The sequence below is a fragment of the uncultured Paraglaciecola sp. genome, assembly GCF_937123705.1.
Lineage (GTDB): Bacteria > Pseudomonadota > Gammaproteobacteria > Enterobacterales > Alteromonadaceae > Paraglaciecola.
The window spans coordinates 1-22,709 of sequence record NZ_CAKZKO010000098.1 but is presented as its reverse complement, the minus strand read 5'-3'; the positions used below and the strand labels follow the sequence as shown (position 1 = coordinate 22,709).

Here is a 22,709-nt window from a genome sequence, read left to right as displayed (position 1 = left end):
AAAATACCTTCACTCCAAGTCTCGCCGCCTCGTTCTTTGACGAGCTGGTTTATCTCTTGAGGGTTTTTTTGGGGCGTTGATAGAACGACCTTTCTCCGATGAAACTTTTTCAAAGTCTTTCGAGATATTACGAGCCTTAGTCCATGCCTCAAGCTGCGTTGTTTGCTTAACACGCAAAGCTTCACTTTTACGGAATTCATATACACGCTTGGCCAAAAGCGTTCTCTCCTGACGTTGTTGGTGCCTTAGAGCAATAATGTCCTTTTGTAATTCAGAGCGTTCTCGGTTTTGACGAAAAATCAGCTCCTCTCGAATTTCCATCTGACGCGCCTTTAACAGCTCTCCCTTTTTCCGATTTATCAAGGTTAGCCTTTTATGCCGCCCTGAGACTCTATCAAAGATACCTCGTACACCACGTCGAAATTTATCACGACCACTTTTAATCAAAAGGTGTCGTTTAACTCGCTGTTCGTCTGACAACTCACGCCGCTCAGCTTTCTGACGAAAGACAAGCTGCGCCTTCTTATCGTCAAGAGGCTGAAACTCAGTTTTATGCCTCGCCTTCATCGCATCAATGCGCCCCCTCACTTCCTGAGTCAGTGATTGGCGAATATGGCGTGATACCTTCTCAATACCATCAAGTTGATCAGGTAGGCCAAGCCGTGCCTTTAGGTCTTTTGTCTTCACACCCCCAACACGAGATAAAGAATAAACATTGTGCTGATGGTCTAAAACTACAAAACCACGCTTGTCACCCCGCGCCAAAAATAGATTTCGCTCCTCTAATGCTAGTTTGAAGCTAGAAAGATTATCTGAGCTTTGCCACGCGTCTTGTGATAGTTTTTTGATATCCCTCGGGTCGATATTTTGACGATTCATTGCCTGCCATTCAGCAACTGACACCTGAAAAGGGTCACGGTCTTGTTTTCTCTCAAGGCCTTTTGGTAGCTCCCAACCATGCTCTATGTAGAGCTGTCGTGATACATCAGTGCATTTGGTTTTAAAATGCGACATGTGAATAGCTTTACTTTCATCTACTAGGATGCGTGACCAGCATACGTGAGCGTGTCTTCTCCCCTCTTTTTCGTGCATCACAACAACGCGGGGCTGATCGGTGAGCCCAAGCTTTTTCTCTAGCCGATCAAAAGCATCCTCAAATTGATCGTGAGTAACCTCCGCACCAATGGGCGGATTAAAACTCACGGAAAAGATAGGCTTTTCACATCGTGTGGCATGGCTTGACGCATCGATTTCAAGAAAAGCAGCTTGGAGAGACTGACCGACCAAACCACGTACTTCGTGGATGGTCACATGATCATTGTCCTTGGTTGACGCAAGGTGATTGGCTAGATTTCTAGCACCAGAGCGAGCGGAGGCCTTAATGATCATCTTCAGTCTCTTCTCGATAGCCGAGAGCCTTCATGATCGAGGCGCGTAGTTCAGCCACATCTGCCATGGCGTTTGAGACTTCCACGACATCGATGGCTGAATACATATTGAGCTGTTTAGCGATTTGATTGATGTTCGCGCCAACGCGCGACACTTGCCCAATCAAACGCGACAGCTCTGCTTTTTCGGGCACAACTCTACGTGACCGCCGAGGAGGATCAGTGTTGAAAATAACGAATTTGCAATAACCACCCATAGAAAGTCCTGCGCGTTCCGCACGGTTTTCTATATCTAAGCGTTCGGTATCAGATAACCGAATGCTTAGACGTGGATATTGCTTGTGAGTTTTTTTACTCATAACGCCCTCCGATTTTTTTGCGAAGGGGATGCTAACGGGGAGCTATGCAATGCTCCCCTTGCCCAGATAGGCTTTGGCGGCTTGTCCGACAAAGCACATCTGGCAAGTCGTGTTAATTCAACTTTATCTCTTAATAAATTAATAATTCGTTAACACAACGGGTCGCAGGGTCTCCCTGCTCCGCTTGCAAAGTGGACGAGCCACTTCGCAACAATGCATCCCAGATATCACAATCAAACGCACGAAATGCGCGTTTAACCTGATGATAATCAGGGATAAAAAATTGCAAAAGAGACGACAAGTCGCGACATAATTGATACAGGAAAGACAAGCCCAGACAGGCTTGTAACAAGGTAAGACATTTTTTATTTCGAATTTTATAAAATAAAATGCAAGCAATTATTAACGAGACGTTAATTAGTTCTGTGCTTCAATAGAGTTAGGGCTGCTATCCATCGAAACGAGGATTAGCAGCCTTTTCTTTTTGGATACAGCCCACCCATAGATTGGGATGCATTTGGAGGCGATCATCAAACAGGTGGACGCCTCCTTTAGCGCCAATACTGTAACCAAGGAAGCAACATGGATGAACTAGGTAAAGCATTTGCAAATAACAGCAGTAAACGCCATGTCGAAGACAACATTTACTTCGAGGCTCAGCTTGTCGCTGCTTTAATGGTAGAAACGAATGCTCTAATACCTATCAAAACCGCATCCAAGCTTTGTAGCCTTTCGCGCCAAGAGATAGATAGACGCATTCATAAAGGCACCTTTCCAGAACCAAAGGTACTGTCAAGCGAAGACAATGCGATAAGAAAGGCATTTCGACTTCATGATCTTCAAAATTGGATCGATGCACCTGCCGATTATCGTTCTCCGAATTAAGCCACCAGCAAAAAGTTATCCACAAAAACATTATCTAACACGGCTATTCTGAGTAGCCCAGTGAGTAGCCCAAGATTTTACAGCTAAATAAAGTATTCTCAAAAACCAGAATTAACATTTAATAACATGATGTTAAATGGTGCGCCCTACAGGATTCGAACCTGTGACCTTTGGCTCCGGAAACCAACGCTCTAACGCCCTTTTTATTACCTAAACAACTGTAAATAAATATATATTTCGGATACCAAGCGTCTGTTTTTACAACTTTTTTTTAATAAATTTATTTTTCCCAAAAAAATATTTCAAGTCATTGTAACTAAATAACTAATCGATGCTCATTTTGCCAATAAATGCTAATACTGCCCATGCTGTAATGTCGATTTGAGTAGCCCAGTGAGTAGCCCAGAGTTTTTCGCCCTTGTATTAAGAAAGCCTTTATTTATAAGGGATACACTGTAACGAGGGCTTTTTATTTTGCAACAAAATAAGCAATTTGAGTAGCCCAGAGCCCAAAAACCAGAACAAACGAGGAACAATTGCCTGAAAAGAGAAAATTTGTCGATGCTGTTATTCGTAACCTAAAGCCGAAAAAAACCCGAACAATATACTGGTGTGAAGATAGTCCGGGATTTGGCCTTCGCATCACGCCCTCTGGAACTAAGTCGTTTGTCTTTAAATATATGGCTGGTAGGACAAGCCGGTGGATCACGCTGGGGCAATACCCCAAGATATCACTTAGAGAGGCTCGAATAGAATACGAGGCATTATATGAGCGAGTAAATGAGTATGGAAAAGACCCTGTTTTTGAAGAGCAAACCAAAAAGACAAGAGAGCAACCATTCGCCGCGCTGATAGATGAATACCTAGAACTGGGCAGACTGAAAGGAAAAAAGTTCGTCCACGAAGAAGAGCGCTATCTCGCCACAGACGTACTTCCCGTTATCGGCAACAAACCACTACAAGAAATAACCATCGAGGATATTGACCGGATACAGAAAAATATCGTTATCCGATCTTCTAAACGTGCGAATGCTACCCAAAGCGGTCGCGTCACGGCTAAACATGTTATTGGGTGCGCGAGGCGCGTACTAGACCTTGCATGCCGAAAGGGGTTAATTGATCATAATCCCGCCAAGAATATTGAGCCGCTTGGAATTAAAGGGAAGCGTGAACGAGTACTAGACTTTAGGGAAATATGGCTGTTATGGAATAAGATGGATGAATGCAATGTCCCACCTGTCACGGGCAATGCTATTCGCTTTATGTTGACGACAATGCAGCGAGGCATTGAAGTACGAAACTGTCGCTACAGTGCCATAAAAGCGGATGAGAATATTTGGCACATGACCAGTGGAGATACCAAAAGCGGTCGTATGCATCGCGTCCCTCTCAATAGCCTAGCGCTTTCACTGATACAATCAGCGACTCCTTACACCTCAGCTTGCCCATTCGTCTTTGGGGCAACTAGAGCGGCAATCATCCCAGACACACCCTCAGCGGCGTTAAAACCCTCTACTAGCTCGTCCTACCAGCAGGCTATGCGCCGAGTACGCAACCAACTAGGAATTCACGATATTCGCCCACATGACCTAAGGCGTACTGGCGCAACATGGATCACTGCCGTCGGTCTCCCAAAACTTTATGCTAGGTTGATGCTCAACCATAGTGATGGTGACAGAGATGTGACGGGGGAAGTCTATATTCAATATGGTTATGACTTTGAAAAGCGCAAAGCGGCTGAAGTATGGGGGTTTGTGCTAAACAAAATAGTCACATGCGCATCGCCAGAAGAAGTACCATCGCTTGACGAAATACGGGTGTTGGTACGAGAGAGTGGTCTACTCTCATAAAATGTGTGGACTAGCTATAAAAAGATGGCTGCCTGAACAATTAACTCTAGATCATTGCGGCTTAGGGGGCTCTGAGTATGCCTCCCAACCAAACATTTTTTTACGAAGCGTAGCAATCATCTGCGGGTGGCCTAACAACCTTGCATTCATAAACGCTTTTCGTAACATACTGTGAGAATGTTCATCATTTGGGTCTAAGTGAGAGAGCATGATATTCACCGGCGAAAGGTTACCCACCTTGCAACCATAACTTATAGGAAACTCTTGGCGTTCATCAGAATACTGGTACAGAGTACCTATATCTTCAGCCAAAATATTTTCTAGTAAATTATTATTTACATCATCAATCGCTTCGTAAATATCTCCTATTTTTCTGCCCTTTCCATGATCCTTGGCTGCTTGTGAATTTTTCATAACATATTGACCTCAATATCGTCAATATTTTTTATTGTTATATCAAAAGAGGTTGCAGCTATAGTGAATAGTTTTCGAGCATCGGTAACTGTGTACATCTTTTCACAATATGGGTCATCGTCAATATATGAAGAATCTACTTTTGATTTCTCTTGTTTTTCCTCACCATAAAATAATTCCGTGAGCTGGTGAACATCGTTAATTAGCTTTCCCTTCACATTGGGAGGTGTATGCGAAAAACTTTTTAGTCCAAAGGTTTTCAACATAAGTCGGGAGATATTATTATCCCAAACAACAACTCCTGCTTCTTGTCGATCAAAAACGAAATAACCGAGTTGATAGCCACCAATTTTTCTATCAGCCTCTGAAGCCATAAAATTATCCGTCTTTTTTTGAGACACAAGAAGAACTGCAAATATTCTCTCGTGTGAAGTTTGATAAAACTTCAAAAAAACAAAGCTTTTAAAAATATACTTAATATCGATTATAAAAACACTGTCACCATCAGTAATTGCCTGACCTAATCGATTGCTGCTATCAGCCGCATGTTTTGAATCTTTAAACGAGTTGCTAATATGAACAGCAAGATCAAATTTCGTATTCTGCCCCGCCAATCTTTTTAAATGAAAACTCCACTCATCAAGAGTTATAAAGTAATTCCATAACCACTTTAGTGTTCTAGTGTCTCTTATGGCGGCACCTTTATACGCCAATCTATGTAGTTGACCCGCAATTACCTTTCTTTCCTTAAGGCCTAAATCAACATTATCTGGGACTATTTTTACTGCCAGAGATTCATATCCATACCCTCTAATTCCCATTTGCATAACCACGATATCAAAAAACATCGTCAAAGAGCTGTCACTGCTTAGCGGGAATTCAACCTCTTCATCCTGACTCATAAAAATTTAGATTCACTCAAAAAGCACATTTAAGCATATTTGTTTGCTGGATATGCGCTAGCTCAAAACTCTATTCTCCCATACGACAACTACGGACTAGGAGAAACCATATGCCATCCCACGAAATAGATAAGCGCAAGAGGAAAGCCCTCTGTAGCTCTAGTTATGAGATGTATTTAGACGCCAATACTGGCACATCAAACAATTTTAACCAATAGATTAGAGGACTTCACCATGAAGCAGAAAGTAATCACATACCCACCCATGATGGTAGCACTCGCCTTTATTCTACTGGCAGTAGATTCAGGTGTCAGCAGCGGATCAATCTACGACAAGCTGGCGGTCAGCGGACAAGCAGGTCAAGCGTTTGCTTTTACGCTTATGTTCGCTCTCGTTCTATTTTCCATTAGTTTCACGGCATTTCTTAAGGGCTTGGAACTTGCGCAGCAACCTCATTCAACTAAGCGTACCGCCAACCTCGGTGTACTCGCCTTTATCGTTACTTTTCTGGTCGCTATCTCTCTACTTATGAACGCTTGGTTCATTGGAGGCGATCCTATGCGTCAGGAGTGGCTCAACGCCTTTATCGAGGACGTTGTAAAGGACGGCAAAGGAACTAACGCCCTGTTTCAGTACGCTGAAGATGAAAAGGTCACCCTCAAGACTGTTTCTGCGACCACTAGTACATGGCTCACTTGTGAGCGCGCGTCTGGCTGTGTTGGCAAAGAAGGTGGAGGCGATGGCCAAACCACTCTCGTACTCACCAATTACCAATCTGCCGCAGATAACGCCTTGAGCGAGATCATGGACGTATCCAATGAGTACCAGCCTATCATTGAGCGAGCTAATGAGCTCTATATAAGTCTCGATTTTATCCCTGAGATGAAAAACCTCAGCTTTGATCAAAAACTAAACAAAGCCGAAGAAGAGATTGCCAAGCTGTCCGAGACATTCAATGAGCTAAAAAACCTCCTTCCCATTCGCACCTTTGAGAATTTGGCCGATGCTTACGATACCTCAGCTAATCAGTACATTGCTCAAGGTATCAGCTCCGTTGGTTCGCGAACTCTCTTCAATTACTACAACAAGCATGCAGATCGATATGAGGCGATCACCAACAAACTCAAGCGCGGAAAGCTCGTACATATCCAGCCGATGTATAAGCCCAGCGATTGGGAAATATTGACCTCTAGCTCTAACGGTTTGTTTATCTGGCTCATGTCTGCCGTTCTTGCGCTCTTCGGCTGGCTCATGCTTGGCATCCACATAATCCAAAACACCCACAGAGTCGAAGAGAATGAGGGTTCTGAATATACCCCACCTACCACTTTTAACAATACCGAGGCTATTTCGCATATCTCAGCTTCACCAGCCAACTCTACTAAACACTAGGAGAACGATATGAATAATCAAAATCAATCTAGCGGTATGGCTAAAGGCTTATTAATCGGATCGATTCTTTCGATGCTGCCTTTCATTCTCATTGGCTTAGTGGTGATACATGAGCTCTCAGTAGCTCCCGAGAACACCATCATGCGCAAATTGCTCTCCAACGCGGGAACCTCTACGGGAACGATGGAAGAGGAACACATAAAACAAAGTGCAAAAGCCGAGTTCTTTCAAGAATGGCTTCTTAACTTTGCTCAGCAACAGGAACAGCGTCAGACCATTGCGGTAACCGCTTACAACGAAGCCATTAAGAACGCGATGAACACCGCGATGGAAATGGATCGACAAGCTTTAGCAACGGCATCTGAAGTTCTGAAATCCAGCTTAGGAGGAAAAGCCGCCGTGAGCTCCTTAAGCGATATTGGCTGCGCTGCTGCCGTTACGTTCAAGATACCAGAGTTGGCGGGCGCATGCGCAATGGGTGAAGTCACTCGGGATGATATGGCCGAAGAAATTAAAAGGACATTAGAAGGCAACAGAACCCAAATGTTCAACGACATCGCTACGAACATGCCAACGGCAGAAGAGTTCGGCATTGAACCCGTTAATGTTGAAGACATCATGAAGGCATTTGATGAACAGGTGACAAAAAATGAACAATAGAAACCAAGGTCAAAGCCAAGGAGGTTTTTTATCTAAACGCGGTAAAAAATCGCCATTTGGATTAAACGGTGTATTTCAAGCGATGTTTACGGCTAACCGCCTATTCGAAATATGGCACAACCATCATGGCCGAAGCGTTGCTCAAAAGAACGCAGCGTTTAACCATCAAAAAATTATTGAGAATATTGTTAGTGGACGACAAGAGAATGTAGGTCTTGGCTCACTTGACGATGCAATAGAGGCTGGATTTAGAAACGACTTTTGTGGCCCTTTTTTAGGATTTATCGATGGTTACCCGATGTTTTTACCGTGGGACTACCACATTTCAACCTGCTCATTTCCTGGGGGAGGAAAAAGCTCTACCGTTTCAATACCGGCTACCATCTCGTTATCAATGGGGAAAACACCAGAGAGCATTGTGGTGCTTGATATAAAGGGGGAAATGAGTTGGTGCACTGCTGAAGGGCGAGCCGAGCTGGATGGAATAGAGCCCATATTCATTAACCCTTGGAACATGAATGAGTTCCCCAATCATTGCTTGAATGTGTTTTCAGACATTACCGATTTAGCACAACGAGGGCACAAAATCGTTGATCAGGCAAAACGAAAAATATTCCAGCGATTTGGCGACCCCAATAGATTCGGTGCGAATAGCTGGATACATAAAGACGCTTCACGCATAGCAGATTGCTTCTTAGTTGAGCTAGCAACCAACTCTCCAGTTACGTGTAACCCTGCCACATTTTGGGATATTGGAACCTACACTCACGAAGAATTTAAGATGTCGTTAGAGCGTATGACTGAAAGCTCTGCTGGCGAAGGATACGTTGCCAGAGTAGCTAAGAAATTATTTGATCAGTACGGCGAAAAATCAGACCAATGGGAATGGGTAATGGAAGCCTTTACCGATGCATTTTCATTATATGCCGAAGGCTCTGTTTTAAGAGCGTCCTGCACTAAAACTGACTTTGACGCACGGTTGTTAAAAGATCGCCCCCAAGCAATCTATGTGATGGTTCCAGACAAGTATATCGATTCACATGGTACATACGTGGCCGATGTTCTCGAATATCTGGTGACAGCGATTGCATCAGCCGATGGCAATGTACGAACGACATTCATGCTGGATGAGTTCGTCAATATTCCTCGTGTTCAATCCATGATGAAAGCCCTACGACTTTATCGTTCACGCCTTATCCGAATCTGGACATTTGCCCAAGATCGTAACGGGTACAACCAATACAAAGATGATGGCGGATACATGCCGTTTGAAGAAACGGCTATCACGCTTTCTTGGGCTGTTGCGGGACAACACGCCAAAGACCTTTCTGAAAAAGGGGGATATCGGTCAGAACTAGTCGCCACACCTAGTACCAACGCAGGGGTAGGTGCAGAAACGGGCGGTTTGTCTGCAAGTGAAGTACAAGTTCCTAACTTGCCACTGAGCCAAATTTCTCAAGACTTTGAAGGTAAGGCCATCCTAGATGCAAAGTCAAAAATCTATGTCATCGATAGAAAACCGTGGTGGGAGATTCACTGGTTAAAGGACTTTATCCGAGATCAAAGAAATTTCCCAATGCCGCATTTTGAGGGTTAAAGACAATGAACAACTTATCTGAATTAGAGCGACAAGCAAAAGCTGTTTGCGATAAATCTCACGACCTTCTTGGCTGCCCAATGCGACAGCTTCAAGGCATCGTGGAAACTGAAAAAATAGTCATAGAAGTCCCGAAAGGACTGACGTACTTATCGGGCTATCTATCCATGCTCTCACAAAATATGGGGCAGCCTGTCTCATGCTGGGGGCACCATGAGACAGCCTTGCTTCTTAAGTATAAAGGACAGCGAATGGCCATGAGAAGGTTTATAGAGATCATCGTCACCAACACGCTCCATGAGGAGCTTCACTTACTTAGCACTTTTAGACATTCATTTTTGGAACAACAAAACACAAACGGAGAGCAGCTATGAATAAGATGTTTTATACGACTCGTGAACTCGCCGATCGCTGGGAAATTTCACCAAGAACAGTATTTCGAATGATGAAGAGGAAAAAAAGACCTCTGCCTCTGCCTGACTTACAAGAGCAGGGTTCGTCCAATCGATGGCTAGTCAGCACCATTGAGGAATTCGATCTGGAACGAATGAATGTCACTAAACAAAACCAAGTATCTCACTAATTGTTCATCTTGGAGACCATTATGAAACAGCCTGAATTTACACGCTCAAAAGAATACAAAACCATTGGTGATCGCGCGGATGCGATCACCAGAAGAGCGATCCAACACCATAATCAATACAAAGACATATTCGTTTATAAGGAGGCTAAACGCCTGAAGAATTCCACTGAATTGAAGAACAAAAACTACCAACGCATTGCTTTGGAAAATGTGGAAATACGTATTCAACAACGCCTAGATCGCATTTCAGCTGGAAAGAACAATATGCAGGAACGGTTCGTTAAGAAAAGTATTTCCAAAGAGTCAAAGAGCAGCGAAGCAAACCAGAAAGAAATGAAACAAAAACGCAGCTTTGGATCATTTGCAAAGGATTTGTTTGGCAAGGCTCCAGTCGGAAAACAATCACCACCGGCAGTAGATACCAAAAAGCAAAAATTGGTAACGGAATATACGCCGGACGGTGCAATTAGCAGGAAAACAGAAATCACCTCTTCAAAAGTCAGTTTTCAAAACAAGGTAAACAATAAGACCTCAGAAGTAATTACAGCCTCAAAAAAGGACATCAACTATAAAAACGGCAAGGAGCAGAGTAAAACGAAAAAGAAGGAGGTTCGGAGGGAATATACGATTGGAGGCACTATCGAAAGGCAAGTTCACAGCTCTGTAGAACGCAACTACGAACGAAACTTGAATCCATCACCGGATGTAGAAAGGCCTAAAACTAAAAATATTAGCAAGCCATTTAATAGAGTCAGATCAATGACATAGAAATTAATATTGTTCGCCATAAAAAATTGTGAGAATAATAAGCCATGCAACAGACAAGACAACCAAATACAGAAATTCGAATGCTACCGATGCCGGACGGAACATTCCGTCCGTTTAGGGGCGATCTTCTCATGTGGAAGACATTTGATTACATCCAAGAGGTTTACAATATTGAAGCTGAATGGCTCGTAAATCTGGCCAACATAGACGTAGAAGAAAACGGCGTTTTCTTTGAAGATGCCTTCGACAATATTGTCGCCTATGTTTGCCGTGAGCATGACAAGGCAGCAGGCAGACCTGATCATTTTTAGTGCGTGCATTGCCTTCCCTAGCAAGGAATACAGCTCAAGCAGACTAACCCCTATTTCGGAAATCTAACTTCACTACATTGTCGTTTACAGGCACCTGAGGTGGCGTCTTTCCTTCAACGATCTCAAAAATACGCTTGCACCACTTCTCATAAGCTTCAGCTTGCTCCTTCAAATAATCATATTGGTCATACGTTTGAACAATACGCCCAATACTATGCCCCAACATAATTTCAGCGACGTGAAATTCTGTAATGGACGATAAATTTGAGCGGCAAGTGCGACGTAAATCGTGCATGCTGAAATGCTCAATTTCAAACGACTCTTTGCGCCGCAGGTACTGCATAATATTGTAGGGAATGGCGAGCGGGGCTCTAACGCCAAGCACTTCATCTGAGCCATCATTAGTAAACACATGGCTACTTCCAGCACTCAGTTCAAAGGCTTCCTTTAGATAGCCTTCGATTGTTGGTGTAATCGGTCTTAACAATGGTTTTTCAGTGCTCTTCCCAAGCTTGTGATTTTCTGGCGGTATCGTCCAGATTTTCTTCTCAAAATCAAAGTCTGTTTTTTTAGACTGGCGTAGCTCACCATTTCGGCAGCCATAGATCAGGCATAACTTTACAAAGAGCTTATTTTTTGGAGTGATGCGCGAGCGATCAATCGCAAGCCATACCATTTTGATTTCTTCATCAGAAAGGTGTCGGTCTACAGACCGCTTTTTAATCTGTAAATCTTCTTTTGCGTAAATGTCCGACAACGGGTTTGCTGGAATAAGCTTTCGTTTAACCGCAAATTTGAGCATCTGTTTCGCATTAACCAGAATACGTTCAGCTATAGCTGGAGTTGTTTCAGCTAACCGCTCAAGTAACTCAAGCCATGTATGAAGACTGACCTTATCGGCAGGCAAGTGGCCAAAGCCTCCTTTTCCGAATACATGAATTTCAAAGCTCCTCCTGATTTCAAAATGGCCTTTCTTGTTTTTGATGCAATAACTTTCGTACCAAAGGTCAAATAACCCTTCCAAGGATTTGGCAGCGATCATCGCTTGGCGTTCGAGTTGGCGAACTACCTTTGGATCATGACCTTGCTCTAACTTTTTTCGAAGCCTTTGGTTTTCCGTCCTCGCCTCCTTCAACGTCATGAGAGGGTAGGTTCCAATATCGGCAGTGGTTTGTTTTCCGTTGTAATAGTATCGAAGGCTATAGGTGATTTTGCCTTTGGGAGAAACGCGAACACACACGCCATCGCGATCTGATTTCACGAGTGACTTTGTTCGAGCCTTACCGTGGTTTGCTTTTAACCATGATTCAGTGATTGCCATGCTTTGTACTCCAAGTCATTGATTACAATGAACAAGTACAAATAAATTTAAGTGCTCATTGAATCGCAAAATTTGTACTCAAATTTGTACTTATTTTGCATGACTCAGCATGACAAATGGGGACTTTGGTCGTCAATATGACAACCCCAGACAAGACATAACTTTTTGATTTAATTATAGTTTGTGTCTTAAGGTGACTCAGGGTGTCTTATCAGTTCGAATTTGGGTGAGAGATGATAGCGAAAGTTCTTCGCTTATTGATTTCATTAAGAAAATCGGCGTTTGCCATGTATCTAAATTCCCGTTTTGTACAACTATTTGTACAAAAAAATAAAGTTAACTCTAAGCCCTGATCTTCAAGCAGCTAGGTGACTCTCAGCCAGCCTTACCTCCCATCAAAGCATTGAAAAATTTGAGCGCTATTCTAGCAAAATAACTAAGTACTATAAATCAAACACTCAGTACTTCTTTTAGCTTGTCTAACGCCAGCTTATGTTTGTCATCTGGCATTTTGGCCAGATTAATCTGTTTCCATTTAATGGCCGGAAGTTCACTTACATTATCAAGACCAAGCAACGCCCAATCCGGCTCACGGTTTTTAAACGACAGTAAAAAGCCTTTCTCACTATCGGTTAGCCCTTGGTGAATAAGCTCTACCAAACGCTTTCTCACGGCCACCAGCTCTTCAAGCGGTACGTCCGTCTCGGCCATATTTGCAAATTCACCTGCATAAATAGCCGATAACTCTTTAAATTGCGGCCTTAACAATTCGGCCATTGGCCGATTGTGACTTGAGAGATAGATAATTAATGCTTTTCGTATCTCATCCGTCAGGCCTTCATTTTCCAAGAGCCACTTCACATCGAATAAGTCTCTTGGGTGCTGCCTATCTAATGCCGCGCATATTTTGCCAGCATAGAGATCGGCCAAGGCCACCACAGGCACTTCTGCATAACCAAATTCATCTTCTACAGCTGCGCATACTTCCATCATCTTCGGCTCGTAAACCGTGCCACGTAATACGGGCGATAACTCTACTTTAATCTGCACGCCATTACGGCCAACGATTAGTCTGAGCGCATCGCGTTTTGACTTATAAGCTTCTGTTAGCTCAACATCTTTAAACGCGACTTTTAAATCTGCGCTAATGGCATCTAATGCTGCACATATTTCCTGTAATGCGTCATCACGGCCTTTCATCGGCAGATAAACTAAATCAATATCAACCGACAAGCGCGGAAACTCTCTGACAAAGAGATTGATCGCCGTACCGCCTTTAAGCGCAAAGCATTCCTGCTTTGCGACAAAAGGTAAAACCTGCATCAATAACTGCACTTGCTTGTAATAAATAATGTTTCTATCCATGCCCATTCTTACTTATAAAGAGTTATTCGCTTTCCATTGCCATATGTGACGGCACAGTGATCAAATAATCCGTATCCAATTTACCGCCTTTAGCCACAACACGCTTGCCTGAGCCTAAGTCGTAATCCTCGACATTCAGCTTAGTAAACCAAGGGTAAGCTTGGCGCTTAGCTAACCAGAAAAACAAGCGTTTTACCTTCACACTTTTGCAAGCTTTTAAAAGTGTATCGAGCTTTCTGGGTGATAAATTCACTAAGCCTTGCATAAGCTCGTCGGCATGCTCAAAGCTAACCGCGTCTGGCAAATCTACCAGTAACTCCAACAACGCTTTTTCAGGACATGAAAAATACACAGGGGGCAGATCCGCCTCCCATTCATGCTGCCTGATAAAGCTTTTGTCTTTTATCAGCCATTCAGGCCACAACGTATTAGTACTATGCCCATCACATTCAACGGGCAACGACAAACGCCCCAACCATGATGGCAACTTGCCTTGTGCATATAAATGTATATGTGGCGTACTGCCTAACGACAGATACTGCGACAATCCTGATAATGACAATGCCGACAACCCACCAACGATAACCGAAGGCAGATTATCCGAGTTGTTCATATCCATACGCTGCATTGATGCGACCACCCCTTCCCAGCTCAATGAGCGGGAATACTGGCTATATACGCCAGTAGCCAGTAATAACAAAGTTTCTGTTTTCACTGCGTTATCGATGGCATGGGCACTTAAGCCTTGTTCAGCTAGCCACTTTTTAGTCGCCAGCATGCCATAAGGTAGAAGCGCTTTAAGTGACTGTTTATAAGCCCCTTTTGCTACATCATCATGTGAAGTAGTGCTGTTAACCAAGCGTACAACCCTTTTTAGTTTACCATTAGCTTTATTTGCGGCGATAAACGCCGTAAAAAACAATATATATAAACTAACATAATCAAACATGGTTTACCACCATTAAGTTTCACGGCGGTAAGCGCCGCGAAATAAATAAATCATAAACCGAAACGGTTTAAAACAAAGACGGTATCGGTATTGCTAATACCGATGACCAGCATTATTTAAACTTTTGGGGCTCAGCTTGACGACAGCGGAGACAAGACAAGCGAAGTATGAGCGATATAGGCTGCAAGGCCTCTGAGCCCCAAAAGTGCGCGGCTAAAAGTAAGCTCACGCCCCTTCAACAAGAAAGGGCAGAAGCTCACCTGTTTAATGGTTCCAAAAAATATGCACTTCTTGATAGCCCGTTTCAATGGTGAATACATCGCCGCCTAGCTCCATATCACGCCCCATTTTTTCATAGTCGATATAAAAAGCTAAATGCTCAGGAATTTGTGTGGTTTCTCCGGTCAGCTCTTCGGCATAATCAGCCAGTGATGCATAACAACCACAATAATTGTCTTCAATGGCTTTTTGCGCATCGTCGATGCTGTCGCCAAAGTGAGATAATAAATCGCCTGCAATTTCGCCATGCTCCTCAATAAAACAAGCCACTTCCTGTGCGCGCTCAATACCTTCATACTCAGAGACTGAATAACCAGCAAAGCCTTCATAATCATGAATAGCATATTCTTCGGCATCGTCTTCTGGGCTGTTGGCTAATAACTCATTAATTTGTTCTTGAATGTCGTCCAGCGCTTGCGTGGCATCAATCCAAACACCATGTAACTTGCCGTTGTTGTATGCGGCTAGGTCTGCAACATAAATTCTAATTTCTTCGCTCATTTCTTTGCTCCTTAATCTTAAAAACACATCCCCTTTTGGGGTTGAAAACCCCAGAAAAAGAAGCGAGCTGGCGAGCGAAGATCACATGTTTTGGCGCAATCCAGACAGGGGGAACCACCCAGCCTGCACAAACCTGAACTTGAGAAGGTGCGGAAGGTTGGGGGATGTCTTGATGAAGACAAGTTATGTGATATTTTTACGTCTACCCAAAAGGGGAAACTAGAACACTAGATGCGAACACGAATGTGTTCTGCCTTTTTTCAGCGCAGCGAAACTCTTTTATAACAAAAGCAGCAGCGCTTTAGTGCTGATTCAAATGACCAATCAATCTTTACCACCAAATTTGAAAACGCGTGAACCCACGCGGCCTTTTTAGCATCCACATTAACGTGAATAGCGGTTTATTCCTGCAAGCATAAAATGCTTCTCCATTGCATTGCGACCAAAGGTGCAGGCAACCACATATTCTCGACCACGCGGCTTTACAAAGGCCGTGGTTGTCACGGCCTCCAAATATAGGAGGTTACAATGAGATTAGTAACAAAATTTGAATTAGCAGCCAAAAACACATATCAGCTTCACGGCTTACATAAAGAAGCTTTTATCGAGCTGATAAAAAGTAATGCACGTACGCTACAGCGCACTAATGCTTTGGCTTCACTGCAAAATATTGAAAATGAACTCGTATCAAGGGTTTTACGCCCTTGATTAATTGTCAGAGAAGTTGACCACAGAACTTTAGCTTTATTTTTTAACGACTGCTTGACAAACCTTATCATTAGCATAAAATATCATCATAATATTAATCATAGAAGGTCAAACCGATGCACGAAGAACCATGGAAACTTGCCCCTCAGCTTAAAAGAGAATATATCCAAGACTTAGCTTACCTATTAGTCCAAGTCAGGGGGGAAGTTATAGACAGACACGAACCTGAGCTCGGCGATACACGCTTATCCTTAGGAATGCGTGCATATGAATGTTGTCGAACGCGAATAAAGTCTAAGTCGCATGAAGGTGAATGGCCATGGCTAAATATAATTACCGACAATGGGCGCTTTACATTTTCGATAGAAGGCATACCTGTGCGCTTTTCTCGGAATGATCCTCAATATTTGCCTGACCGAAAAATCATTCCATCCCATGAAGGCTATGAACAAATGTGTCTGTTTGAGCAAAACAATGATTTTGCACACATCAGATGGTTCCTAATCATTGATACACCATACGATACAGCAGCAGAACACGCCTACTTCGTTGGCTATAACGAATTTAAAGAAATTGTTTGCAAGTGGGAAATACCTTTGAGTGATCAGTTACCTGTCATGAGCATCGTTGACAAGAACCAACCACAAGCAGTTAAAACGCCACCGGCGAAAGCAAAACTAAAACTTGTTAGTAAGCAAAAAGATAAGAACGAGAATGATCGATAGATTTTATGGAGAAAAATTGCGTTTAGCACGTTTGTTAAACGGATTGACCTTGAAAGAACTCGGTGACGCTGTAACCGCGTCTCGCCAGTTTATTCATCAGCTCGAGGGCGATACAAGACAACCGCCAGAGGATATGCTTTATGCACTTTGTGAAACGCTTTTAGTTCGTAAAGACTTTTTTTATACGCCTTTGAATAATGACGTAAAGTTTGAACAGTGCCATTTTAGAAAACGCAAAACCACACCAGTTGGGTTGGCAAACCGTGTTTGCTCATATAGTAGCGTTTTTGAGGTTTTAGTGGACTTCCTTTCTGGTTATATTGAGTTTCCTGAACCCAATATCCCTGAATACTCCAACGATGCAGATAGTTATACGAATATTGAAATTGAAAATGCCGCGGAAAACTGCCGTGAACATTGGAATCTAGGGCTAGACACTCCGATTGATAGTATAACAAATGTACTGGAAAGTGCGGGAGTAGTCATTACAACCTTCACAGGTGTTTCTGATAAAGTCGATGCTTTATCCCTTAATCGACGCAGGCCTATTATTATTAGAAATGATGCGAAAGAAAGTCCATGCCGATTGCGCTTTGATCTTGCTCATGAATGTGGGCATTTCGTTCTACATAATGGTATTGAAACTGGTGATACGGTTACCGAATCTGAGGCTGATAGGTTTGCAAGTGCTTTCATATTCCCGCGAGCCGCATTCTTAAACGAGTTCCCATCTAATTTTTCGCCTAATAGAGAATCGTCATGGAAGCCACTTTATAGACTTAAAGTTCGATGGGGAATGAGTTTGAAAGCTATAATTTACCGTGCACATTTCCTAAAGCTCATTACGTCACAAGAATACAGAGCTGCCAACGTAAGGCTAAGTAAAACAGGGCAATCTAGAAAAGAGCGTTATGACGAACAGGTGGTTACGGAGCAGCCTGAATTACTCAAAAGTTCCGTTGAATTAATTGATCAAGAGCTAGGTATAAGCTTCTATAAGATTGCCGAAAACTTACACATCGAACATTCAATGCTATCTACAATTACTGGAATCATACCTCACGACAGTGAAGTGGAAAATAATGTTGAACCCCTATTCAGGAGATAAAAATGGCTAGAAAACGCATATCAGTAACCAGCGAATCAAACACAGGAAGAAACCAAAAGTTTCATGATAATTACAACGGCAATGACATGACACGCGCGCAATTCGTCAAAGAAATAGAACAAGGAAACTATGACAATTATCATGTCCGCAACATAAATGGCGTAAAAACACCTGTGTCCAATCCTGATGGCAGTGATAAAAATAACTTAGACTAGAGCACCTGTCCTCTTTCATAACAATAAGTAAATTTATTCATTAAACCAACCATAGATTCTGAAATATTCATTATTCAATAGTTACACAATATTGACTATAGAAACGATATTGAATATTGTTTCGTAAGTTAAAAACTGATCTTGAGAAAACATATGATTTCAGGAATTAATGGCGGTCAATGCATATTGAGCTCCATGGCAAAAGCTAGGGTAAAAGAAGGCATTATCGACCAAGCACTAATTTTAGGTAAAAAAGGCGGCTATATTGTCGTTTTTGATGGTGTTGAGTGGAATGGTGAACCGCTTGTGCTAAGTAGCTCTAGGCAGCCTTATGAAGCGAGAGTTTTTAAAAGCCTAGATGGCGCTTTAGCTGAGTTACTTAGAACAGGTCTAGCAGAAGCATCAATAAAAATTACAGACAATATCGACACTAAATAAGCCAGTATTATAATTAAATTTGAGTTTAACATGACAATAAAAGAAGAAACGCTACATTCAAACATTGAAACAGTGAACAGCAAACAGCTTGCAGTTCTAAAAAAACACTTTCCTCAATGCTTTGATAAAAAAGGAAATTTTCTGCAAGAAAAAATGGTTGAGTTAGTAAGCGCAAATGAAGTGGAGCTTTCTAAGGAGTCATACTCATTAAACTGGCTTGGTAAATCTTATGCACGTTTACTCACAAACTTACCGCCGAAGACTCTGATTAGTGAGGATAAAGAGCACAATCAATTAGATCAAAACAAAGAGAGCCAAAACCTGCTGATTAAAGGCGACAACCTAGAAGTCCTTAAACATATGGTGAATGCCTATAGTGAAAAGGTGAAAATGATCTACATCGACCCTCCTTACAATACAGGGAAAGATGGTTTTGTTTATAACGATGACCGTAAGTTCACCAAAGAGCAACTAAGCGAATTGGCGGGTATCGAGTTAGATGAAGCAGAACGCATCCTAGACTTTACAGACAAAGGATCTAGTAGCCATAGTGCGTGGCTAACATTCATGTACCCTCGCTTGTACATAGCACGCGAGTTGCTCAAAGAAGACGGCGCTATTTGTATTTCAATTGATGAAAATGAGCTAAACCAACTAAAAATAATATGCGATGAAATTTTTGGTGAAGAAAATTTCATCGAAAGCATTGTATGGAACAAACGCATACCCAAAAATGACAAGGGTATCGGAAATATACATGAATATGTATTACTTTACTCAAAATCGAGTATTGTTAAGAAAGAATTCCTTATGAGAAAAGATGGAATTGATGATGTATATGAGTTTGTAGAGAAACAGAAAAAAGCAAAATCATCTATAAGAGAATCTGAGAAGGCACTCAAAAAGTTCTTCAATATTAATGGCTATGATAGAGGGATTACACTTTATAACGGCTTAACTGATGAGTTTCGCCTTTGGGGAAAGATAAATATGAGTTGGCCGAATGCAGATACTTTTGGGCCAACTTATGATGTTCTCCACCCTAAAACTGATAAACCAGTAAAAGTTCCAGATCGAGGTTGGCGCTGGAAGAAAGAAACTTTCGAAGACGCTGCACAAATCAAAAATGGGAAATATACAAACGTAGTAGAAAGATATGATGGCAGCTTGGTTTGTGGTCGCATTTGGTTTGCTAAAGATGAAAAAACGCAACCAAGCTCAATAAAATTTCTCGATGAAGTCGAAGAGTTTTTATTGAGGTCAATCATTTCGACAAAAAGTAATGGTGGTGTAGAAGTAGAAGAATTATTCGGTGGAAAAGGATATTTTTCATACCCGAAACCAACAAATTTACTTAAAACCTTGTTGGGCTCAATAAAAGCAGAAACAAATGATTTATTCTTAGATTTTTTTGCAGGTTCAGGAACTACCGCTCACAGTGTGTATGCCCTAAATATTGAAGAACCATTACAGCGTAATTTTATTTGTGTCCAATTACCTGAAGGTACAGATAAAAAGAAACAAGCTTACAAAACCGGCTATAAAAATATTTTTGATATTACCAAAGATCGTATCATTAAATCCGCTGAAAAAATTCAACAAGAAAATCCTGAATATAGAGGCGATTTGGGCTTTAAGGTCTTTGCAACTACAGACGACTTTCGAACTATGGACGACAAAGAACTAACACTTTCAAACTTGACATTTTTTGATGATGTTGTTCTAAGTGACGAAGAATATAATACTATTCTAACTACTTGGTGTTTATATGATGGCAGTTTACTCACCACGCCAATACAAACCATTAAATTTAATGGCTATACCGCGCATTTATGTGACGCGCGCCTTTATTTAATTGCACCAGACTTTTCGAGTGAATCACTGAAGGCATTACTGCAAAAACTTGATACTGATAAGGCATTCGCACCGAACAAGGTTATTGTATTTGGTAGTAATTTTGAGAGTGCCAAGCAGATGGAATTAAATGAAGCCTTAAAAAGTTATGCAAACAAAAAGTCTATTGAGCTTGAAGTGGTGGTGCGTAACTAATGACTAAAGGATTTACTTTTGAAAAGAACTTACCCCACCAACAAGCGGGGGTCGATGCGGTAATGAGTATGTTTGTTGGCGCTGAACCTATTCACTCGAGTGATGCAACAACTCGCCAATTAGCCAATCCTACTTTTGATATTTCGCCCGCGCAATATTATGCCAATATTAAAGCGGTACAGGATCTCAACAACATTGAGCACAGTAGAGAACACTATAACAGCAGCAATATTATTGATGTCTCAATGGAAACCGGTACAGGTAAAACTTACACCTACGCAAAAACAATTTTTGATCTAAATAAAGCGTTTGGTATTAATAAGTTTATTGTTGTTGTCCCTACGCTATCAATTAAAGCTGGAACGGTTAATTTTCTTAAAAGCGATGCACTGAAAGAGCATTTTCGCGACCCGTACGAACGAGAGTTAAAAACTTACGTTGTAGAAAGCCAAAAAAGCGCAAAGAAAAACACAAAATCATATATGCCACAGGCGATACATGATTTTGTAGAGGCAAGCAATTTTAATAAAAAGCATATACATGTTTTGATCATTAACTCTGGCATGATTAATTCAAAATCATTAGCCGAAAAATATGATGTTGGGCTACTAGCCAACCAATATGACACACCGTTCGACGCAATCAGAGCGGTAAAACCAATCATGATTATTGATGAACCGCACAAATTTCCGACACGAGAAAGCGCGAAAACATGGAAAAACATCGAGAAATTCGATGCACAGTACATTATTCGTTATGGCGCGACTTTCAATAATGACTATAAAAATCTTGTTTACCGTCTTACAGCCGTCGATGCGTTTAACAATGACTTGGTAAAAGGGATAGATGCTTATATTGAAGATGTTGTTGGTGATGATACGGCGAGCCTTAAATTTACTCGCTCTGACGGCAAAGAAATAACTTTTGAGTTAAACGAAAATGGTACAAAAACATCGTTCACACTCACCAAAGGTGAATCGCTATCAAAAACTCATGGTTCAATTCATGACTTATATGTAGAAGCCCTGAACAAGACGACTGTTGTTTTGAGCAATGGTATTGAGCTGAAAATTGGCGGCACTATTAATCCTTATTCTTACGCTCAAACACTTGAAGATAATATGATGCAGAAAGCCATCAAAGAACACTTCAAGATTGAAAAAGAATTTCTCACTCAAAAGCCAAGAATTAAACCGTTAACACTATTTTTCATTGATGATATTGAAGGTTACCGTGATGGTAACAACCTGTCTGGCAGTTTAAAAAGCAAGTTTGAAGAATGGGTTCTAGCAGAAGCCAAGCGACTGCTAGAAAAGGAAGACGAACCATACTATCGCACCTATTTAGAGCAAACCATCAAAGATGTATCTTCTGTGCATGGTGGCTATTTTTCAAAAGATAATAGTGATAAAGACGAAAAAATAGAGCAAGAAATTAACGAGATTCTACATGATAAAGAACTATTACTTTCATTAGATAATCCTCGACGCTTTATCTTTTCCAAATGGACGTTACGTGAAGGCTGGGATAACCCTAATGTATTTCAAATTTGCAAATTACGTTCAAGCGGCAGCACAACATCAAAATTGCAAGAAGTTGGGCGAGGCTTACGCCTACCAGTAAACGAGTATATGTGCCGCGTTAAAGATCGTACTTTTACTCTGAATTACTATGTTGATTTTACAGAAAAAGACTTTGTTGATTCACTTGTCAAAGAAGTTAATGACAGCTCTTTCAAAGAAACTGTGCCAAGCAAGTTAACTCAGGACTTAAAAGACAAAATCACAGCTCAATATCCTGATTTATCGGCCTTTAAGATTATGGCTGACTTAATAGGCAAAGGTATCATCGATGAAAATGAAAATTTAGTTGGAAGCGATGCTTACGCGAAACTTAAAAATGAATACCCTAAGGCCTTTCCTATTGGAGTTAAACCAAATAA

At 41.7% G+C, this 22,709-nt stretch carries 24 protein-coding genes; 16 read left to right on the top strand and 8 right to left on the bottom strand.

Annotation, left to right across the window (positions count from 1 at the left end):
• Positions 1–9: 9 nt before the first annotated feature.
• On the bottom strand, positions 10–1,389 hold the full coding sequence (locus Q0688_RS13040; RefSeq protein ID WP_299077277.1) for a relaxase/mobilization nuclease domain-containing protein: 1,380 nt from the start codon (positions 1,387–1,389) through the stop codon (positions 10–12).
• The gene (mobC, locus tag Q0688_RS13035) at positions 1,379–1,747 is read right to left on the bottom strand and encodes a plasmid mobilization relaxosome protein MobC (RefSeq protein WP_299077274.1); all 369 of its coding nucleotides are present in this window, start codon (positions 1,745–1,747) and stop codon (positions 1,379–1,381) included. The genes Q0688_RS13040 and mobC overlap by 11 nt, the downstream gene beginning before the upstream one ends.
• 582 nt (positions 1,748–2,329) lie before the next feature.
• Between mobC and Q0688_RS13030 the strand changes: the two genes are divergently transcribed.
• Entirely contained in the window at positions 2,330–2,632 is a 303-nt protein-coding gene (locus Q0688_RS13030) for a hypothetical protein (RefSeq protein WP_299077272.1), read from the top strand.
• A 536-nt stretch (positions 2,633–3,168) separates the two neighbouring features.
• The gene (locus tag Q0688_RS13025) at positions 3,169–4,482 is read left to right on the top strand and encodes a site-specific integrase (RefSeq protein WP_299077269.1); all 1,314 of its coding nucleotides are present in this window, start codon (positions 3,169–3,171) and stop codon (positions 4,480–4,482) included.
• 51 nt (positions 4,483–4,533) lie between these two features.
• On the opposite strand, the gene Q0688_RS13020 is transcribed toward Q0688_RS13025, so the two are convergent.
• Both Q0688_RS13020 and Q0688_RS13015 read right to left on the bottom strand, forming a co-directional pair.
• On the bottom strand, positions 4,534–4,896 hold the full coding sequence (locus tag Q0688_RS13020; RefSeq protein ID WP_299077266.1) for a hypothetical protein: 363 nt from the start codon (positions 4,894–4,896) through the stop codon (positions 4,534–4,536).
• Complete coding sequence (locus Q0688_RS13015; RefSeq protein WP_299077263.1) at positions 4,893–5,798, bottom strand: hypothetical protein; 906 nt, start codon at positions 5,796–5,798, stop codon at positions 4,893–4,895. The genes Q0688_RS13020 and Q0688_RS13015 overlap by 4 nt, the downstream gene beginning before the upstream one ends.
• A gap of 234 nt (positions 5,799–6,032) precedes the next feature.
• Here Q0688_RS13015 and Q0688_RS13010 point away from each other — a divergent pair, with 234 nt between their 5' ends.
• The 7 genes from Q0688_RS13010 to Q0688_RS12980 are packed head-to-tail and all read left to right on the top strand — an operon-like array spanning position 6,033 to position 11,109.
• The gene (locus tag Q0688_RS13010; protein WP_299077260.1) at positions 6,033–7,190 is read left to right on the top strand and encodes a hypothetical protein; all 1,158 of its coding nucleotides are present in this window, start codon (positions 6,033–6,035) and stop codon (positions 7,188–7,190) included.
• Positions 7,191–7,199: 9 nt separating this feature from the next.
• Positions 7,200–7,850, top strand: coding sequence for a hypothetical protein (locus tag Q0688_RS13005; RefSeq protein WP_299077256.1), 651 nt, complete (start codon positions 7,200–7,202; stop codon positions 7,848–7,850).
• A complete protein-coding gene (locus Q0688_RS13000; RefSeq protein ID WP_299077253.1) occupies positions 7,840–9,447 on the top strand; it encodes a type IV secretory system conjugative DNA transfer family protein in 1,608 nt (535 codons plus the stop codon). The genes Q0688_RS13005 and Q0688_RS13000 overlap by 11 nt, the downstream gene beginning before the upstream one ends.
• Before the next feature lie 5 nt (positions 9,448–9,452).
• Positions 9,453–9,821 (top strand): hypothetical protein, encoded by a 369-nt coding sequence (locus Q0688_RS12995; protein ID WP_299077250.1) that lies wholly within the window; start codon positions 9,453–9,455, stop codon positions 9,819–9,821.
• Positions 9,818–10,030, top strand: a complete 213-nt coding sequence (locus Q0688_RS12990; RefSeq protein WP_299077247.1) for a hypothetical protein — start codon at positions 9,818–9,820, stop codon at positions 10,028–10,030. The genes Q0688_RS12995 and Q0688_RS12990 overlap by 4 nt, the downstream gene beginning before the upstream one ends.
• Positions 10,031–10,051: 21 nt before the next feature.
• Positions 10,052–10,798 (top strand): hypothetical protein, encoded by a 747-nt coding sequence (locus tag Q0688_RS12985; protein WP_299077245.1) that lies wholly within the window; start codon positions 10,052–10,054, stop codon positions 10,796–10,798.
• 44 nt (positions 10,799–10,842) lie between these two features.
• Positions 10,843–11,109: a hypothetical protein gene (locus Q0688_RS12980; RefSeq protein ID WP_299077242.1), complete on the top strand. Its 267-nt coding sequence runs from the start codon at positions 10,843–10,845 to the stop codon at positions 11,107–11,109.
• Between the two features lie 43 nt (positions 11,110–11,152).
• Here Q0688_RS12980 and Q0688_RS12975 read toward each other — a convergent pair whose 3' ends face one another.
• The 4 genes from Q0688_RS12975 to Q0688_RS12960 all read right to left on the bottom strand — a co-directional run bounded on the left by Q0688_RS12975 (position 11,153) and on the right by Q0688_RS12960 (position 15,524).
• Positions 11,153–12,430 (bottom strand): site-specific integrase, encoded by a 1,278-nt coding sequence (locus Q0688_RS12975; RefSeq protein WP_299077239.1) that lies wholly within the window; start codon positions 12,428–12,430, stop codon positions 11,153–11,155.
• Between the two features lie 450 nt (positions 12,431–12,880).
• Positions 12,881–13,795 carry a nucleotidyl transferase AbiEii/AbiGii toxin family protein gene (locus tag Q0688_RS12970; RefSeq protein WP_299077236.1) on the bottom strand — a complete coding sequence of 305 codons (915 nt, stop codon included), beginning with the start codon at positions 13,793–13,795 and terminating at the stop codon, positions 12,881–12,883.
• A gap of 22 nt (positions 13,796–13,817) precedes the next feature.
• The gene (locus Q0688_RS12965; protein WP_299077233.1) at positions 13,818–14,744 is read right to left on the bottom strand and encodes a type IV toxin-antitoxin system AbiEi family antitoxin; all 927 of its coding nucleotides are present in this window, start codon (positions 14,742–14,744) and stop codon (positions 13,818–13,820) included.
• A gap of 264 nt (positions 14,745–15,008) precedes the next feature.
• Positions 15,009–15,524 carry an antirestriction protein ArdA gene (locus Q0688_RS12960; RefSeq protein ID WP_299077230.1) on the bottom strand — a complete coding sequence of 172 codons (516 nt, stop codon included), beginning with the start codon at positions 15,522–15,524 and terminating at the stop codon, positions 15,009–15,011.
• A gap of 528 nt (positions 15,525–16,052) precedes the next feature.
• On the opposite strand from Q0688_RS12960, the gene Q0688_RS12955 reads away from it, so the two are divergent.
• The 7 genes from Q0688_RS12955 to Q0688_RS12925 form a co-directional block, all read left to right on the top strand.
• Positions 16,053–16,232 (top strand): hypothetical protein, encoded by a 180-nt coding sequence (locus Q0688_RS12955; RefSeq protein ID WP_299077227.1) that lies wholly within the window; start codon positions 16,053–16,055, stop codon positions 16,230–16,232.
• 116 nt (positions 16,233–16,348) lie between these two features.
• Positions 16,349–16,957: a hypothetical protein gene (locus Q0688_RS12950; protein ID WP_299077224.1), complete on the top strand. Its 609-nt coding sequence runs from the start codon at positions 16,349–16,351 to the stop codon at positions 16,955–16,957.
• Positions 16,947–18,065 (top strand): XRE family transcriptional regulator, encoded by a 1,119-nt coding sequence (locus tag Q0688_RS12945; RefSeq protein ID WP_299077221.1) that lies wholly within the window; start codon positions 16,947–16,949, stop codon positions 18,063–18,065. Before Q0688_RS12950 ends, Q0688_RS12945 begins: the two co-directional genes overlap by 11 nt.
• Before the next feature lie 2 nt (positions 18,066–18,067).
• Positions 18,068–18,280: a DUF3892 domain-containing protein gene (locus tag Q0688_RS12940; RefSeq protein WP_299077218.1), complete on the top strand. Its 213-nt coding sequence runs from the start codon at positions 18,068–18,070 to the stop codon at positions 18,278–18,280.
• Between the two features lie 153 nt (positions 18,281–18,433).
• On the top strand, positions 18,434–18,718 hold the full coding sequence (locus tag Q0688_RS12935) for a hypothetical protein (protein WP_299077215.1): 285 nt from the start codon (positions 18,434–18,436) through the stop codon (positions 18,716–18,718).
• A 30-nt stretch (positions 18,719–18,748) separates the two neighbouring features.
• Positions 18,749–20,767, top strand: a complete 2,019-nt coding sequence (locus tag Q0688_RS12930) for a site-specific DNA-methyltransferase (protein ID WP_299077211.1) — start codon at positions 18,749–18,751, stop codon at positions 20,765–20,767.
• Positions 20,767–22,709 (top strand): type III restriction-modification system endonuclease (locus Q0688_RS12925; RefSeq protein ID WP_299077208.1); only part of this gene is annotated, 1,943 nt, incomplete at its 3' end. The genes Q0688_RS12930 and Q0688_RS12925, both read left to right, overlap by 1 nt.

Coding starts and splice junctions, on each gene's coding strand:
- Q0688_RS12930 (WP_299077211.1), top strand. CDS start 18,749: ATGACAATAAAAGAAGAAACGCTACATTCAAACATTGAAACAGTGAAC.
- Q0688_RS12985 (WP_299077245.1), top strand. CDS start 10,052: ATGAAACAGCCTGAATTTACACGCTCAAAAGAATACAAAACCATTGGT.
- Q0688_RS12945 (WP_299077221.1), top strand. CDS start 16,947: ATGATCGATAGATTTTATGGAGAAAAATTGCGTTTAGCACGTTTGTTA.
- Q0688_RS13040 (WP_299077277.1), bottom strand. CDS start 1,389: ATGATCATTAAGGCCTCCGCTCGCTCTGGTGCTAGAAATCTAGCCAAT.
- Q0688_RS13030 (WP_299077272.1), top strand. CDS start 2,330: ATGGATGAACTAGGTAAAGCATTTGCAAATAACAGCAGTAAACGCCAT.
- mobC (WP_299077274.1), bottom strand. CDS start 1,747: ATGAGTAAAAAAACTCACAAGCAATATCCACGTCTAAGCATTCGGTTA.
- Q0688_RS12975 (WP_299077239.1), bottom strand. CDS start 12,430: ATGGCAATCACTGAATCATGGTTAAAAGCAAACCACGGTAAGGCTCGA.
- Q0688_RS12950 (WP_299077224.1), top strand. CDS start 16,349: ATGCACGAAGAACCATGGAAACTTGCCCCTCAGCTTAAAAGAGAATAT.
- Q0688_RS13005 (WP_299077256.1), top strand. CDS start 7,200: ATGAATAATCAAAATCAATCTAGCGGTATGGCTAAAGGCTTATTAATC.
- Q0688_RS12995 (WP_299077250.1), top strand. CDS start 9,453: ATGAACAACTTATCTGAATTAGAGCGACAAGCAAAAGCTGTTTGCGAT.
- Q0688_RS12955 (WP_299077227.1), top strand. CDS start 16,053: ATGAGATTAGTAACAAAATTTGAATTAGCAGCCAAAAACACATATCAG.
- Q0688_RS12965 (WP_299077233.1), bottom strand. CDS start 14,744: ATGTTTGATTATGTTAGTTTATATATATTGTTTTTTACGGCGTTTATC.
- Q0688_RS13020 (WP_299077266.1), bottom strand. CDS start 4,896: ATGAAAAATTCACAAGCAGCCAAGGATCATGGAAAGGGCAGAAAAATA.
- Q0688_RS12980 (WP_299077242.1), top strand. CDS start 10,843: ATGCAACAGACAAGACAACCAAATACAGAAATTCGAATGCTACCGATG.
- Q0688_RS13000 (WP_299077253.1), top strand. CDS start 7,840: ATGAACAATAGAAACCAAGGTCAAAGCCAAGGAGGTTTTTTATCTAAA.
- Q0688_RS12990 (WP_299077247.1), top strand. CDS start 9,818: ATGAATAAGATGTTTTATACGACTCGTGAACTCGCCGATCGCTGGGAA.
- Q0688_RS12940 (WP_299077218.1), top strand. CDS start 18,068: ATGGCTAGAAAACGCATATCAGTAACCAGCGAATCAAACACAGGAAGA.
- Q0688_RS12970 (WP_299077236.1), bottom strand. CDS start 13,795: ATGGATAGAAACATTATTTATTACAAGCAAGTGCAGTTATTGATGCAG.
- Q0688_RS12960 (WP_299077230.1), bottom strand. CDS start 15,524: ATGAGCGAAGAAATTAGAATTTATGTTGCAGACCTAGCCGCATACAAC.
- Q0688_RS13010 (WP_299077260.1), top strand. CDS start 6,033: ATGAAGCAGAAAGTAATCACATACCCACCCATGATGGTAGCACTCGCC.
- Q0688_RS12935 (WP_299077215.1), top strand. CDS start 18,434: ATGATTTCAGGAATTAATGGCGGTCAATGCATATTGAGCTCCATGGCA.
- Q0688_RS13015 (WP_299077263.1), bottom strand. CDS start 5,798: ATGAGTCAGGATGAAGAGGTTGAATTCCCGCTAAGCAGTGACAGCTCT.